Here is a 15,220-nt window from a genome sequence, read left to right on the forward strand (position 1 = left end):
TGATTTTATTTCAATTGATTCTCAGGACTCATCAGAAGAAGATGCAATACCATGCGCAAATTGGCTTCGGTTTGGATTAATTTCTGTTCTCCGTAACGAACCAATCCTTTGAGAGTCGTTTCACTGATGGAGACAATACTGAGCTGAGTGCCCCATTTTTTTATTCGATCTTCGATCGTTATTTTATCCGTATTCGATGTACCCGTTGCCGTGAACCATTCGCTCTTTACTAGATAGGCAGCCGTTTCGGCAAATTGATAACGGTATAGAAGATAGCAGGACATTAGCCAAGACGAGTTACCCTCCCATCCTGAAACATTAGGTGGATTATATAATTCTTGCCCCATGGGATTTATTATGTAAATCAGATTCTTGGATGTCGGTAATTTAAGTGATCTCGCGATGGAAATCACATATTCAACAGGCGATTTAATGATACATTGACGCAAATCTTCATTATAAAATTCGTCGGAGAGAAAGATGGAAGCCAGCGCTTCCCGGATAGAGAGTGATTTTTTTAACTGGGCAGCAATGCGATTAACCCAAGATTCAGATGGTGTCTCATGCACAAAAGCTTGAAGTAGTTTGGTAGCCATAAAAGAATAGAAGGCTTCTTGAGAGAGAAGCACATCAGCAATATCCCTAGCGTCGAAGTTACCCTCTCTGTTCAGAACTCTCTTCGGTTCGTAGTCATGCTGATTATAATCGAAGACCACTTGGTCATTCTTTGTGTCATACCGCCAACCTGTAAAGGAGCGGGCAGCCTCTCTTACGTCATTCTCCGTATAATGACCTCTTCCCAGTGTGAATAGTTCCATGACTTCACGTGCATAATTTTCATTGGGTTTGCCCTTCAGATTAAGCCCTGCATCGAGCCAAATCATCATGGCTGGATCGATACCGACTTCAAACAATAAGTCGCGAAAAGAGCCTAAGCCGTATTTGCGGAACAAGTCGATTTGTCGTGCCATAAGAACCATTTTTTCGACTTTGCTGACTGACGTTGCGAAATAATCGTGCCAAAACAATGCCATTTTTTCAATAAGCGGGGTTCCGGTGTTCATCATTCTATACAACCAGTAGACTTGCTGATCGGAGAGAATATCTTCATCCAGGTTTTTACCATCCACAATGAGTTCTTGTATGTTAGCAAGCGGGGCTTGTTGAGTGATCAATGGCTTCCCTTCAATTAGCCTTTTAACGGTCTCTTCTTTTCCATACGATAAGCATGCGTCAATTTCTAATTCTGTTGCTCCGAAACCGGCGCGGTTCAACAAGTGAATGACTTGTTTTTCCGTCCATGCAGTTGGCATACCCAGTACCTCCGATAAAAAATTTAGAACTTGTCTTTAGAAATAGACGTATTATGATACAATTTGTTTCAAGGTCTTTTGAAAAAGGGACTGAAGAACTACGATTGAGTGCATACTACCTATAAGAATTTTAGCGGTTTAATGTGGCAAACCCTCAAAGCAAATGGTACAATAATGCAAGCGAGAAAAGTAACTTGTATGTACAAATGATGACAACCGAATACATAGAAAAATAGGAGGGAATATACAATGACAGCAACAAGTAAAACAATCGAACAGCTCGCGGTCGATACGATCCGCACATTAGGTATCGATGCCGTAGAGAAAGCAAATTCAGGCCATCCGGGTATGGTTATGGGTGCTGCACCAATGGCTTATGTGCTGTGGAAGCAGCATATGAAGCATAATCCCGCGAATCCAAAATGGATCAACCGCGACCGTTTCGTGCTTTCCGCCGGACATGGTTCCATGCTGTTATACAGCTTGCTTCATCTCTGCGGGTATGACCTGCCCATGGAAGAAATCAAAAATTTCCGCCAATGGGGCAGCAAAACGCCGGGACATCCGGAATACGGCCACACGCCGGGTGTTGACGCAACAACAGGTCCGCTTGGACAAGGTGTCGGTATGGCGGTTGGTATGGCTATGGCTGAAGCGCACCTCAGAGAGACTTACAATAAAGAGAACTTCCCTGTCATCGATCACTATACGTTTGCAATTTGCGGCGATGGCGATATGATGGAGGGCGTTTCTTCCGAAGCGGTTTCCCTCGCGGGCCACTTGAAGCTTGGCAAACTGATCATGTTTTACGATTCGAACGATATCTCGCTGGATGGCGAGCTGAATATGGCGTTCTCCGAGAACGTGCAAAAACGTTTCGAAGCTTATGGCTGGCAAGTAATTCGCGTTGAAGAGCAGAATGATTTGGCGGCTATTTCCAAAGCGATCGCAGAAGCGAAAGCCGATACAACACGCCCTACCTTGATCGAAGTGAAAACGACAATCGGTTTCGGCAGCCCGAATAAAGGCGGCAAAGGCGGACACGTCGGTCCTCACGGATCACCGCTAGGCGGCGAAGAAGTGAAATTGACGAAGCAAGCCTATGGCTGGCCGGAGGAGCCGGACTTCCTCGTGCCGGACGAAGTAAGAGCGCATTATAACGAGATCAAAGTGGCTGGTGCTGATGCCGAGCAAGCATGGAGTAACCTGCTGGCGGACTATATCAAAGCCTACCCAGAGCTTGGCAAACAGTTCAGCATGGCTGTAAGCAATGAGCTGCCTGCCGGTTGGGATTCGGAGCTTCCTAAATACACAACTTCGGACAAGCCACTCGCGACTCGCGCAGCTTCCGGTAACGCCATCAATGCGATCGCAGGCAAACTGCCGCAATTAATCGGCGGATCCGCTGACCTTGCAAGCTCGAACAATACGATGATCAAAGGCGAGTCCAATTACAGCGCCAGCAACTATGCGGGTCGCAACTTGTGGTTCGGTGTGCGCGAATTCGGTATGGGTACCGCTATGAACGGTATGGCTCTACATGGCGGTGTCAAAGTTTACGGTGCAACATTCTTCGTATTCTCCGACTACTTGCGTGCTTCCATCCGATTGGCCGCTTTGATGAAGCTTCCGGTTGTTTATGTTCTGACGCACGATAGTATCGCTGTCGGTGAAGATGGACCGACGCACGAGCCGATCGAGCAGTTGCCTGCTTTGCGTGTTATCCCAGGTATCACTGTATTGCGTCCGGCGGATGCGAACGAAACTTCCGAAGCATGGCGCTATGCATTGACGCAAAGCGATGGTCCGGTAGCTTTGGTGCTGACTCGTCAAAACCTCCCGATCCTCGAAGGTACGGTAGAAGGTGCGAAAGCGAACCTGAGCAAGGGTGCATACGTGGTATCCGATGCGGCTAACGGCAAGCCGGATGCACAAATTCTTGCAACGGGCTCCGAAGTACAACTAGCTGTCGCGGCGCAAAAATTACTGCAAGCGGAAGGCATTAACGTGCGTGTTATCTCCATGCCGAGCTTGGAACTGTTCGAAAAACAGCCGCAAGCTTACAAAGATTCCGTCATCCTGCCGGAAGTGAAGAAGCGTCTTGCTGTTGAGATGGCTTACCCACTTGGCTGGGAACGTTATGTTGGCGACCAAGGATCTGTACTTGGCATCTCCACATTCGGTGCATCCGCGCCTGGAGATCTCGTGCTCAAAGAGTACGGCTTCTCGCCTGAGAACGTTGTAGCCAGAGTGAAAGCTCTGTTGTCTTAAGCATTATTCTCATAAATATCGTACGTGGCGTGCGTAGTAAAAATGACGACGCGCCGCGTGTAACAGGAAATAGTCATGAAGAGGGGGAAACACGAACGATGTCCAGCTTTGAAAATGTAACAGTGCTAACAAAAGCTAATGTCTACTTCGACGGTAAAGTGACCAGCCGTACGGTTCAATTCGCAGACGGCACCAAAAAAACACTCGGCATCTTGATGCCGGGCGAGTATGAATTCGGAACGGATTTGAAAGAAATCATGGAAATTCAATCCGGTGAACTGAACGTGTTGCTGCCAGGCAGCAACGAATGGATTTCCATTAATGGGCAAGGGGAATTCACAGTTCCAGCGAACTCGAAATTCAAGCTCGAAGTGAAGACAGTGAGCGATTATATCTGCTCATACATTAGCGAGTAATCGCTAAATTGGAATAAAAGGGCTGTTTCTAAAGTAGCTTTTGCTGCTTAAGAGACAGTTCTTTTTTTACTTCATACTTGAAAAGAGCCAGCCCAAATCCAGAATAACTATCACATACCCTTATCTTGTGAATAACATAATAGAAAAGGAGATGATAGAGTTGGATACGCTTATCAAGCCTAGTTTTAGCGATCAAGGCGTGGGCGGAAGCCATACTTTGCTTATATATTCCGATGGCAGCGTATGGTCTATGGGGCTCAACAATTTCGGTCAGCTCGGTGATGGAACGAGAGTGAATCATGCATTGCCCCAAAAAATTTCAGGGATCTCGAATGTCATTGCCGTTAGCTCTGGTACGACTTTCTCACTTGCACTTCAAGCGGACGGTACGGTCTGGGGATGGGGAGATAATAGCTCTGGTCAACTTGGAGACGGAACGACTACGAAAAGACTCACACCCGTTCAAGTTGTAGGGCTTTCAAATATCTTCGCAATCAGTTCCAGTAATGCGCACTCGCTCGCATTGAAATCCGATGGTACGGTATGGGGATGGGGAAACAACGGTTCTGGTGAAATTGGCGATGGAACCACAATCTCAAGAACAAAACCCGTACAAGTTATTGGGCTTTCCAATGTGACAGCGATTACTTGCGGCAACTATCATTCGGTCGCCCAGAAGTCGGACGGGACCATTTGGGTCTGGGGGAATAACATTTTTGGACAACTAGGGGACGGAACCAAAATCAATCAGTCAACACCTAAACAAGTTGCTAAACTCTCCAATATCGTTTCTTTTAAGGCGGGGATCGGGCATACAATTGCTTTAAAAGCCGACGGAACCGTTTGGACTTGGGGGGATAACAGCTCTGGTCAACTCGGTGATGGAACCAAAATCAAGAGAACCTCAGCCATCCAGGTCCCTGGACTCTCATACTTTTCGTCAGTTGGAGCAGGTGGTTACTGCTCATTTGCAGTAAAATCTGATGGCAGTGTTTGGGCTTGGGGAAATAATGGCACAGGACAGCTAGGCATAGGTACAGAAGCAGTAAGCGAAATTTTGAAACCGCAGAAAATGTTTACTGATACGCTTGTGATTTGTACGGATTCCAACCATTCATTCGCATTAAAAAAAGATCACACCGTCTATGCATGGGGGAAAAATGAGTTTGGTCAACTTGGTGATGGCACTACGGTTAAAAAGATTTCCCCTGTTGCCATTACGACAATCCCTTCCATTTCATACGCCCAATGATAAAAAATAAAACCTCTCGGTCTCTGAAATGGACAAGTGCCATGTAGGAGTTTCGGGAGGCTTTTTGTTCGACTCAACATTTTCCAAATTGTGGATTACACGTTCTGTGAAGTATGCTAAACTGTTTATGACGGAAAAGGCATTTCTCACGAGAGGATGATCGTCTAATGGTGATCTTTTGCTTAATGATTGCTGGGATATTCTTTGGGTTTATAGCACTGGATATCTATATTTCAAGGGTCTGGGATGTTTTCTCGACCAAAAGTTATGATATGTTGAATATGGTTGCAGGCGACCGAATCTCTCATCCTTCTTCGATTCTTAGGCGGGGAGAAGAGAGAAGAAATAAAACGCGCTGCCTTAGAAATCCGTAGATATTACTTAAGAAAAAGCCTCTTGATTCTTTGAATCGAAAGGCTTTTTTGAATTAGAAGTCTCACAGGACCCTTATTCTAGATAAAATCACAGAGTTCGATAGATAAAAGCCTCAAAGGTATTCTATTTCGCTTATATCCCATCAGATCGACGGAAATATTTGAAGATAGAAGCCGCTAAAGACTTTTATCTCTCGATTACTTCAATTTTCTATGGAAATAAGATTCTTTAGGGTATGCTATTATCTTTTAAAAAAAGATCTGTTTACCGGCTGTGTCCAGAACGTACGAGCGGATCCGTTGATCCCCACTTGCTGGACGCAGTATCCCCTTTTCGTGAAGGCGATGAAGCCATCTTCGCGCATGCTCCACTCGGATGCCGAGACGGGTAGCAACCAATTTTGGTTTAAGCGGCTCCACTGCGATCGCAGCCATGTGTGCGATTTCTTTTTCTCTGTGTGTGAGTGAAATGGGTTGAACCTGCTCCCCGAACCATCTTCCCATAATATGCAGGATGATTTGCTGGCAGCGCCGTTGCTTTTGAGTGATATCGTCGAAGGAGAAACGAAATACTTTCCAGTCGTCTAACATTAACTGATTTTGCCGCATCAAATTGTCTCCGAAACGCCATCGGTCAACGTCTCTAGCGTGTGGACCATATCCGTCAATTTCGAAGCAGATCCGATAAGGGGGCCGTAGATAAGCGAAGTCGACATAACGCGTGCCGTCTTGAAAATCCTTCACTTCATACTCGGGATAAAGATTTCTAAAATGCCCGACGGCCCCCCACCAGATGTTTTGTAAAAATAGTTTCTCAGCATGGCCGTGCCCTTCCTGTAACCGTCGCAAACGCTCGCCTGTACGCTTCTCTTGATGAGATTGGATAAAGGCCTCGTGCTCTCGTTGAAAATCCATCTTCATTAACCCCCCACGAAAAAATAAAAAACCGCCTTTCCCAGTTATGGAAAAGACGGCATGTACTTCACGCGTCAAATTACAACTCTATTGTAAACAATTCCAGTTTGCTTGTCTATTCACTCAGTGATTGAGCAATCTCTGGTCGTAGTGTCTACGTCAAACAGCGTGATCCCAGCGCTTGCGGAGCCTACAGCGCACGCTCAATATTAGCTTCAATATATTGCTCCAGCTTGATGCGCACGTACGGCGGCAGGCCGGACAGCATGCAGCCGTAGCGGAATTGTTTGCCGCCCGACTCGATGCGAATCACCCGGGCTGTGATCGGAGGCAGCTCCGCTTCCTGCGGGAAGTGGATGACGATGAACATGTCCGGCGCAAGCGGGAAGTCCGACGTGATCTGCAAGCCGCTCTCGGACAAGTCGAAGAGTGTGCCTTCGATGTTTTGCCCGGAGAAGGAGCCCTCCTGCTCCCATTGGTAAATGGACAACATCAGCTTAATGTCCAGCTTCACGCGGGTGTTGCGGCGACGCTCGCGGCCGGCTAGCGCTGAAGCCGGACTGGCGGACTCAGCGGCTGCTACCGAAGCTTCGCTCGGTCTGGCGACCGGCTGGCCCATCCAGTCCTCGTAGCATTGCACGACGGAGCTTAGATCCAGTTCGCCGAGGCCTTTGCTGAGGCCCATCTGGAACAAGCTGGTTGCCGCATGCAGAAGCGGGGTAGGCAGTTGGAACTGGCCAGTCAACTCCTGTGCGAGCAGAAGATCCTTCAGCATCAGCTTCAGGGAGAACTGGTTGCTGAAATCGCGATCGACGATTTTGTTGCCTTTGAGCTCTGCTTGTCGGCTGTTTGCCGAGCCGGCGCTGACGACTTCAAGGAACTGGGCAGGGTTCAGACCTGCCTTGGTCGCGATGGCTAGTCCTTCGGACAAGCCTACGAGGTTGATGCCCACCATCGTGTTGTGAGCCAGCTTGGCATAGGAACCAGAGCCGGAAGGTCCCATATGCAGGATTTTACTGCCAAGAGCCTGGAACACATCCTGATGCTCGTCGAAAACATCTTTGCTGCCGCCAACCATGAACGTCAGCGTGCCGGCTTCCGCCGCGGGCTTGCTGCCTGTAACGGGCGCATCGAGGAAGTCGACATAGTGCCCGGCGAGCTCTTCGGCGAGCCGCTGGCTTGTTTGCGGAGCCACGGTGCTGCAGTCGATAATGGTGAGTGCAGGGTGAAGACCGCTCAGAATACCTTGCTCGCTATGGAAGGTCTCCAGCAGTGCTGCGTCATTGCTTAGCATCGTTATGAGCACATCCGCGTTTCGCGTCGCGTCCGCTGGTGTATGCACCGCTTCGGCGCCCATGAGGACCAGCTCGTCCACTTTGTCTGCAGTCCGATTATATACGGTTACGATATAACCTTTTTGAATCAGATTGGCGGCCATAGGCTTACCCATGGTGCCAAGTCCGATAAAGCCGATACGTTTCATGTAAAATCACCTCAAGCTTTATTTTAACATGCGAAATAGACCCTGTGAATGCCCTCTTCGCTTGCATTTGGACGGGCAAATAAGTATGCTAGGAAAAGGAAAAATATAGAGTTGGAGGAGATCATCGTGAGTAAAAAATTACACTTTGATTACAGCAAGGCCTTATCCTTTTTATCCCAGCATGAAGTGGATTATTTGTCTGGGCAAGTGAAGCTGGCGCACGAACAACTGCATAACAAAACTGGTGCAGGTTCCGACTACCTGGGTTGGGTAGACCTTCCTGAGAACTATAATCGCGAGGAGTTTGCAAGAATTCAAGCGGCTGCTAAGCAGATCCAATCCGACTCTGACGCGTTGGTTGTTATCGGCATTGGCGGTTCCTATCTCGGCGCACGCGCGGCACTTGAGATGCTGTCCCACTCATTCTATAACATTTTGCCAAAAGACAAACGCAAAACGCCTGAGATTTATTTCGTAGGAAATAACATCAGCTCTACATATGTAACACACCTGCTTCAGCTTCTGGAAGGCAAAGACTTCTCCGTGAATGTCATTTCCAAATCCGGTACAACGACGGAGCCTGCGATCGCATTCCGTATTTTCCGTGAACTTCTGGAGAAAAAATACGGCAAGGAAGCGGCGCGCAAACGTATTTACGCAACAACGGACCAAGCTAGAGGTGCACTAAAGACGCTTGCCACTGCGGAAGGATATGAGTCATTCGTAATTCCGGACGATGTGGGGGGACGCTACTCTGTACTGACAGCAGTTGGCCTTCTGCCGATTGCGACTGCTGGCATTGATATTGAGTCCATGATGAAAGGCGCAGCTGACGCTCGCCAAGAGTTCTCCAATCCGAACCTGAGCGAGAACCTGAGCTATCAATACGCAGCTGTTCGTAACGCGTTGTACCGTAAAGGCAAGACAATCGAAATTCTCGTGAACTATGAGCCGTCCCTGCACTTTGTGTCCGAGTGGTGGAAGCAGCTCTTCGGCGAGAGCGAAGGCAAGGATTACAAAGGGATTTACCCGGCTTCCGTAGATTTCTCAACAGATCTGCACTCTATGGGACAGTTCGTTCAAGACGGCAACCGTATCTTGTTCGAAACCGTCATTCAAGTCGATCAAGTGGTGGATCACATCACAATCGGTACAGACGCAGACGATTTGGATGGCCTGAACTTCCTGAGCGGTCAAACAATGGACTTCGTGAATAAGAAAGCTTTCCAAGGCACTATGCTTGCGCATACGGACGGCGGGGTTCCTAACCTGATCGTAACGTTGCCGGATCTGACGCCTTATACGTTCGGATACATGGTTTATTTCTTTGAAAAAGCATGCGGAATCAGCGGCTACTTGCTGGGCGTGAATCCATTTGACCAACCGGGTGTTGAAGCTTATAAAAAGAACATGTTTGCCTTGTTGGGCAAACCGGGCTATGAGAAAGAAAAAGCCGAGCTGGAAGCACGCTTGCAACAATAAAGTGCAGCTGGAAAACGATCCCTCCTTGCGAAGGGGTCGTTTTTTCCATTATTTGTGTGGTAAATTTTCTTTCTATATTGTCGAAGTAATCTGATGCGTGTAGAATGATATGAAACAGATGTTTCCTTCTACCAAGAAAGGTCGGCTATGCTAGCACACTTTAAAACCATCCATTCGTACGGATCGTCGGAAATCATCATCAAGAAGTCGCGTTTCATCGGTCATGCCAAACCGGTAGAGTCAGAAGAAGAAGCTATCCAATTTATTGAAGCGATCAAGAAGGAACATAAACTGGCGACTCATAACTGTTCCGCCTACGTAATCGGAGAGAGGGATCAGATTCAGAAGCAATCTGATGACGGGGAACCGAGCGGAACGGCGGGGAAGCCGATTCTGGAAGTGATTAAGCATCAAGGGCTCAAGAATGTAGCTGTTGTCGTTACCCGCTATTTTGGGGGAATCATGCTTGGCGCGGGCGGACTCATTCGTGCATATACGGATGGAGCCGTGGTGGGCATTGAAGCAGCGCAGCCAATCTACAAGGTTAATCATCAGCGTGTGCTGATCGAGGTTGACTATACGTGGTACGGTAAGCTAGAGAATGAGCTTAGAAATCAGGGTATGCTGCTAGGGGACATACAGTTCACGGATAAAGTGACCGTAACGTGTTACCCGTTAGCGGAAGAGGCAGATTCATTTGTTAGTTGGGCAACGGACGTAACACAAGGTCAAGGCGTCATTGTTGTAGGACAGAATGAGTACATCGTTCATAAGAACCTGCCTTGACAGGCAGGTTCTGACACAAACACAATTTCATACAGAGCTGAGGATGCGGAGGGATTAGAATGGCGAGAAAAGCAGTCACGCAAGAGCTTAGCAGAGAGAGAATACTCGCGGAGGCGAGGGATTTATTCAATACTTTCGGCTATCGCGCTTTAACGATGCGCAGCATCGCAAAAGCAATGGGGTACAGCCATGGCGCGTTATATTACCACTTTAACGAAAAAGCGGAATTGTTTTATGCGTTAATAAAGGACGATTTCTCCATGCTGCTGCAGCGTCAGCGGGAAATGGTGCTCCGTGAGCATGGTTTCACCGTCAACCTGCTGCAGAAGCTGATGCTGGAGTTTATCTTTTTTGGCCTGAGTAATCCGAATCATTATGAGATGATGTTCATGATCCATGAGCCTGAGCTGCAGCAATACTCCCGCACGGAGCAAGCGCAGTGCTTGGAAATGTTCGCCATTGTCCTCAGACAGGTGCTCGCCGGTCAGCAGGAAGCGGATAACAGAAAATTTACGCTTCCATGGAATTTGTTTATGTCTCTACACGGTTTGATTTCGTATTGTATTCAATTTAAGCTTTCTTACGAGGAAGCACGCAAGCTGGCGGAAGAGCAAGTTCGCCTCATATGCGCAAGTTTGAATCTTGATGCGGTAGAACAGCAGCGTCCGCATGTAGCACTGCTCAACACAGAATCTGCATAAACATACAAAGTCCCTGTCTTGGATGCTGAAATTAGCAACGAGATAGGGATTTTTTTGGAAAATGGAAACTATGGTGTCCGTCCGAATAGAGAACAAGATTCCATATCTAACGAACATCGTACTTTAACCATAGACTACGCAGTGAGAATTATCCACTTTTACAAAAGCCCTGGACTACATTACAATGGAGACAGGTTGGACTCGAGCTAAGAGAAGGGAATGAACGTATAACGATGGATTTGAACACATGGTCGGAAGCGAATGTGGAATATATGTTTGAGGAAATTAAAAAGAAGCTTCGCATGGCTACAGGCGGGTCGATCAAAGCCTCTAACGTCAAAGAAGAAGTGTATGAGGACTTGAAAGACTTGTACGATTTGGTCGTAAGCAAAGATAATTTCAGCATTAGTGAAATCGATGCGATTACTTCTGAGCTGGGTAAAATCCGAAAGGCCTAAGGAAGCCAGCAGCCTATTTTTAGAGGCAATTGGACAGCTATACAAGCGATACCTCCTTCCTATCCGTACACTGTAGAGCAATGTATCTCTGGTTGCTGAAGGAGGTGGATGTTCGTGGTATCCAAAATTCGCAAAGATGATGTTCGGAAATTGATCGGAAAAGAAATCTTCGCCGTTAAAAAGGACGGAACGAAGGTAGCAGGCAAATTGGTTCGCATCAGTGGCAATACGTTGATTGTGGCTCCTAAAAAAGGTAAAAAAGTACAAACAAAAGCAATCATTCCATTGGTCTTATTTGACCTGCTCGCTATCGGTACTTCGCCTTTTGCATTTGGTGGCTTTGGTTATGGCGGTGGCTTTGGTTATGGTGGTGGCTTTGGCTATCCTGGGGGAGGCTTCTACGGAGGCGGCTTCGGCGGTCCTGGCTTCTGGTAATGATTTTAAGTAGTAGAAGCGGCTATTCCCAGGCGTGAATTTGCCTAGGGGTGGCCCTTTTTTTCACTTGACACGATACAAAGTGTATCTTAAAGTATAGATCGAATACTTAGAGTAGCGTAGTAACCCATTTCAAAAAAATGCTTGTTTAGGGATGAAATCCATGAGTAATTCGAGACGCAAGCCATCTATAACCTCTGATGCTAAAAACATAGACGTTTACAGGCTGATCCGAAAAACGTTGGCTGCAGGCAATACGATTGACATTGCATCAGTCGGCGACAGTATGTTCCCCTTAATTAAAGAGGCGAACATGTGTTCGTTCATGCAAATTATCCCCTCCGAGTTGAAGAAGGGGGATATTGTGCTGTTTGCAGGCGCCGATCACCGATTGGTCGGGCACCGTTTTATGGGAAGAGATGCAGCTGGTAATTTCATTTGCAAAGGGGATGCGAATCTACGTCCCGATGCTCCCGTAGCGGAGTCTCAGCTCATCGGTAAGCTGCAAGTCATACGACGCGGAACCTATGTACTGCACGCCGACGGGTGGATTTGCTCTACATGGGGCTTAATCATCCGTTATGTTCCGCTGTTATCCCGATTGTTCCGCAAATATCTACATCTGACCTCCGCTAAACATTAATCATGCTCTCCGTTTACGCTCCATGTGATTTTCTGCACCAATCCGGCATGCCTCGAATAGGCTAACATACACGCTTCAGCGGTATAGGGAAGAATCAATCCCCAGACAGGAGTGAACGGCATGCCGAGTTCCATAGTCTTCAATATGATAAATGTTAACAGCATCAACACGAATGCTACGATCGGGATCGGGGAGAATGCGCAATCCAGCTGGGATTCGCACAGCAAGAATAACTATGGGAATGGACAATTTATCGGAAATACGATATCAACGAATGTTGTGAATTTTATTAATGATAACGATATTATTGATGCGCCTATTAATGATCAGGACTTTAAACCGGCAGTTAATAACCAAGTGTAGGTGCGTATGATGTGGAAAAACCCTTCTGAACTTGCTGAACGGATGGTACTGGAACCGCCGCTTATTCAGTTCGATTCCATTCATGTTAATTCGATCTCGGATGCGTCCGGCATTTTTATTGGAACGAATTTACAGGTCTATTGGTCAACCAGCGGCAAAACGAATAACGGTTTAGGTGAAGTAAGTGGAGAAAATAATGTCCTTTTGAACAACATAAATACGGTTTATGATAACGATGTAATCGACGCTCCTTATACGAAAGGAGATTTTATTATTGGTCGTGTGTAGCTGCGGACGTCGCCGTGTCCTCCTGCTGAGCATGCTCTTTTGGGATGGCTTGCGCGGCTTCCATGGCATCAGCCATTCCGGCTGACTGCGCGTGGTTCATGATCATTTGCTGGATCCATTCCGGTGTATCGTTGTCGTTTACGTTAAGCATATCAAGGAAGTCCGAGTCGTTGAGCATGGAACGCGTGCCAACCAGCTGATTGTGATCGCCTGCAACCGAGCCGAAGCCTTGGACGGTCTTCTGGTTGCTTACAAAGTCGGTCGGCCAGTTATTGCCCATATTGATGCAAGATGCGCTTTCGACCGATCCGATTCGGATCGAACCGATGATGAATGTTGGCGACATAAAGGACGACATGGTCATCCACCTCCTGATTGTCTCGGCTGAGGCGTATACCGGTAGCCGGTTGAAGTTCGCTCTGTGCCTGAAGCGGAATTGTCCGAAGACTCTTGTGCAGTTGCAGGCTTATTTTCCTTAACCTGGCTCGCCTTTTTCATCGCAGCATCCACAGCTTCATGTTTACCGTCAGGCTTGGCTCCGAAGTTGTTGCCAAGATTTAAAGAACCGCTGAGCTCTTTAATATCAAGCTGATCTAACCGGAAGGTCAGGTTCTCTAAAACAGGCTGATGAATGTGAAGCGTATCGATCCGGATTTCCGGACGCTTTTCCGTTAGGTTGGCCAAGTGCTCTTCCAGTTTTTTTATCCGAAGTTCCAACTGCTGCATGGAGGCATTCGGTACAGGAACGGGAGCGGGAGCAGGAGCAGGAGCAGGAATAGGCTGCTTCGTTTCGGGCTGATGAGTCACTGTTTTTTCTTTTCGAAACCACCATCCCATCAGCATTCAACTCTTTCGTTTGGGTTGTTCGAAATCAAGTGTATCTTCGTCAAGGACAAGGTGGTTACCGCCAGTTGCGACATTGTGCTCCCCTTTAAGCTCACCAAGCCCTTGATTGCTTTTGTGTGTATGACGTCTCCCGACGATCCGGTTCGTGCCTTTATTCACACTGGATGTCTTTTGAATATCATCGATTTGTATCGATTGGAAATAGATGCGTACCATGAAAATCCCCTCCTAGCGGAGCTCAATGTCGTTCCTTTTTGTTAGTTCCTTTAATGTATATGGGGACAACAGGCCATTCATTTCTTTTTTCACAAACAAAATAACGTTCAGCTTCAGAAACTGAACGTCACGTGAATTGAATCGGAATTACTTTTTCTCCATCTGCCGGAGCAAGCGGAATTCGAATGATAAGCAGCCCGTTATGATAATGGGCATGCATTTGTTCGGTCACGGCTCTGCCTGGCAGACGTATGGCTCGCTCAAAGGCGCCGAAAAACCGCTCGGCGAGCAGCATTTGTTGATCGAGCACCTGATAAGGTCGAACTAGCGTACCGCGTATGAGCAGGGACTGGTCACGAAAAGAAAGCTGTATGTGTTCGGGCGACGATAATCCGGGAACTTCCGCCACAATGACAAGTTCCTGCGGGGTTTCATACATATCCACCCGGGGTCCGGTAAGCGGGATGATACTGGCAATATCTTGCCAGAAATCAGGCCCCAGCACATCCCCGGCTTGTGCGTGAAGCCCTTTCCAGTCGGGCTTGGGTGTACGGTTGCCTTTTGGGTTCAATGGGCATCACCTGACTTCTGCATCATAAGTAGCGCCGTATGCGGCTTGCTACTAGCATATGTGAACCCGCGGCGGAATATGGCACCATTCCGCCGTTCAATCGCTACCCTTGCGGAGGCCGCTGCTCCGCAAGCTGCTGCTGCGCCATGCGCACGAGCTCGCGCACCATGGCGCCGCCAATCGGGCCGCCGATCTTGCCGGCGTCCTCGGAGCGCAGTTGCCCGTTGTAGCCGGGCTGCAGCGGCACACCCAGCGTGCGGGCTACTTCGTACTTCACCAGATCGGGACGATCGGGGTTGACGTTGTAGCCCTGAGCCTTCATCACTTGGGCCTTGAGCTGTCCCAAGCCGTGTTCGGAACCCGGAACGATGGCCCGGTTGCTTCTTCTTCTTGCCATTAGGCATCAC

The 15,220-nt window shown here is 47.9% G+C and carries 19 protein-coding genes; 11 read left to right on the forward strand and 8 right to left on the reverse strand.

All coding sequences use genetic code 11. From position 1 onward, the window contains the following. Positions 1-5: 5 nt before the first annotated feature. Positions 6-1,313: a DUF1800 domain-containing protein gene (locus ACFQZT_RS27605; RefSeq protein ID WP_379305279.1), complete on the reverse strand. Its 1,308-nt coding sequence runs from the start codon at positions 1,311-1,313 to the stop codon at positions 6-8. 249 nt (positions 1,314-1,562) lie between these two features. Here ACFQZT_RS27605 and tkt point away from each other — a divergent pair, with 249 nt between their 5' ends. The 3 genes from tkt (at position 1,563) to ACFQZT_RS27620 (ending at position 5,252) form a co-directional block, all read left to right on the forward strand. Continuing rightward, on the forward strand, positions 1,563-3,584 hold the full coding sequence (gene tkt / locus ACFQZT_RS27610; protein ID WP_379305281.1) for a transketolase: 2,022 nt from the start codon (positions 1,563-1,565) through the stop codon (positions 3,582-3,584). Positions 3,585-3,682: 98 nt separating this feature from the next. Next, the gene (ppnP, locus tag ACFQZT_RS27615; protein WP_379305283.1) at positions 3,683-4,000 is read left to right on the forward strand and encodes a pyrimidine/purine nucleoside phosphorylase; all 318 of its coding nucleotides are present in this window, start codon (positions 3,683-3,685) and stop codon (positions 3,998-4,000) included. A gap of 160 nt (positions 4,001-4,160) precedes the next feature. Next, positions 4,161-5,252 (forward strand): RCC1 domain-containing protein, encoded by a 1,092-nt coding sequence (locus ACFQZT_RS27620; RefSeq protein WP_379305285.1) that lies wholly within the window; start codon positions 4,161-4,163, stop codon positions 5,250-5,252. Between the two features lie 623 nt (positions 5,253-5,875). Here the strand turns inward: ACFQZT_RS27620 and ACFQZT_RS27625 are convergent. Further along, complete coding sequence (locus tag ACFQZT_RS27625) at positions 5,876-6,541, reverse strand: DNA-binding response regulator (protein ID WP_379305287.1); 666 nt, start codon at positions 6,539-6,541, stop codon at positions 5,876-5,878. Between the two features lie 190 nt (positions 6,542-6,731). Further along, positions 6,732-8,024, reverse strand: coding sequence for an NAD(P)-binding domain-containing protein (locus ACFQZT_RS27630; protein ID WP_379305289.1), 1,293 nt, complete (start codon positions 8,022-8,024; stop codon positions 6,732-6,734). 126 nt (positions 8,025-8,150) lie between these two features. Here ACFQZT_RS27630 and ACFQZT_RS27635 point away from each other — a divergent pair, with 126 nt between their 5' ends. The 8 genes from ACFQZT_RS27635 (at position 8,151) to ACFQZT_RS27670 (ending at position 13,180) form a co-directional block, all read left to right on the forward strand. Continuing rightward, positions 8,151-9,506 carry a glucose-6-phosphate isomerase gene (locus ACFQZT_RS27635; RefSeq protein ID WP_379305291.1) on the forward strand — a complete coding sequence of 452 codons (1,356 nt, stop codon included), beginning with the start codon at positions 8,151-8,153 and terminating at the stop codon, positions 9,504-9,506. A 147-nt stretch (positions 9,507-9,653) separates the two neighbouring features. Further along, entirely contained in the window at positions 9,654-10,292 is a 639-nt protein-coding gene (locus ACFQZT_RS27640; RefSeq protein WP_379305293.1) for a YigZ family protein, read from the forward strand. Between the two features lie 59 nt (positions 10,293-10,351). Next, positions 10,352-10,993 carry a TetR/AcrR family transcriptional regulator gene (locus tag ACFQZT_RS27645; RefSeq protein ID WP_379305295.1) on the forward strand — a complete coding sequence of 214 codons (642 nt, stop codon included), beginning with the start codon at positions 10,352-10,354 and terminating at the stop codon, positions 10,991-10,993. A gap of 233 nt (positions 10,994-11,226) precedes the next feature. Then, positions 11,227-11,451 carry a DUF1128 domain-containing protein gene (locus ACFQZT_RS27650; protein WP_379305297.1) on the forward strand — a complete coding sequence of 75 codons (225 nt, stop codon included), beginning with the start codon at positions 11,227-11,229 and terminating at the stop codon, positions 11,449-11,451. 108 nt (positions 11,452-11,559) lie between these two features. Next, positions 11,560-11,886 carry a hypothetical protein gene (locus ACFQZT_RS27655; RefSeq protein ID WP_379305299.1) on the forward strand — a complete coding sequence of 109 codons (327 nt, stop codon included), beginning with the start codon at positions 11,560-11,562 and terminating at the stop codon, positions 11,884-11,886. 163 nt (positions 11,887-12,049) lie between these two features. Continuing rightward, complete coding sequence (locus tag ACFQZT_RS27660) at positions 12,050-12,529, forward strand: S24/S26 family peptidase (protein WP_379305301.1); 480 nt, start codon at positions 12,050-12,052, stop codon at positions 12,527-12,529. A gap of 120 nt (positions 12,530-12,649) precedes the next feature. Next, positions 12,650-12,892 carry a spore germination protein gene (locus tag ACFQZT_RS27665; protein ID WP_379305303.1) on the forward strand — a complete coding sequence of 81 codons (243 nt, stop codon included), beginning with the start codon at positions 12,650-12,652 and terminating at the stop codon, positions 12,890-12,892. Between the two features lie 6 nt (positions 12,893-12,898). Then, positions 12,899-13,180: a hypothetical protein gene (locus ACFQZT_RS27670; protein ID WP_379305305.1), complete on the forward strand. Its 282-nt coding sequence runs from the start codon at positions 12,899-12,901 to the stop codon at positions 13,178-13,180. Here ACFQZT_RS27670 and ACFQZT_RS27675 read toward each other — a convergent pair. The 5 genes from ACFQZT_RS27675 to ACFQZT_RS27695 all read right to left on the reverse strand — a co-directional run bounded on the left by ACFQZT_RS27675 (position 13,164) and on the right by ACFQZT_RS27695 (position 15,210). After that, on the reverse strand, positions 13,164-13,538 hold the full coding sequence (locus ACFQZT_RS27675) for a hypothetical protein (protein WP_379305307.1): 375 nt from the start codon (positions 13,536-13,538) through the stop codon (positions 13,164-13,166). The genes ACFQZT_RS27670 and ACFQZT_RS27675 overlap by 17 nt on opposite strands. A 2-nt stretch (positions 13,539-13,540) precedes the next feature. Continuing rightward, positions 13,541-14,017 carry a hypothetical protein gene (locus tag ACFQZT_RS27680; protein WP_379305309.1) on the reverse strand — a complete coding sequence of 159 codons (477 nt, stop codon included), beginning with the start codon at positions 14,015-14,017 and terminating at the stop codon, positions 13,541-13,543. Between the two features lie 6 nt (positions 14,018-14,023). Beyond that, the gene (locus ACFQZT_RS27685) at positions 14,024-14,242 is read right to left on the reverse strand and encodes a hypothetical protein (protein ID WP_379305310.1); all 219 of its coding nucleotides are present in this window, start codon (positions 14,240-14,242) and stop codon (positions 14,024-14,026) included. Between the two features lie 127 nt (positions 14,243-14,369). Then, entirely contained in the window at positions 14,370-14,813 is a 444-nt protein-coding gene (locus ACFQZT_RS27690) for an Hsp20/alpha crystallin family protein (RefSeq protein ID WP_379305312.1), read from the reverse strand. 103 nt (positions 14,814-14,916) lie between these two features. After that, on the reverse strand, positions 14,917-15,210 hold the full coding sequence (locus ACFQZT_RS27695) for an alpha/beta-type small acid-soluble spore protein (protein ID WP_379305314.1): 294 nt from the start codon (positions 15,208-15,210) through the stop codon (positions 14,917-14,919). Positions 15,211-15,220 lie beyond the last annotated feature (10 nt).

This window comes from Paenibacillus sp. GCM10027628 (genome assembly GCF_042676385.1).
Taxonomy (GTDB): Bacteria; Bacillota; Bacilli; order Paenibacillales; family NBRC-103111; genus Paenibacillus_E.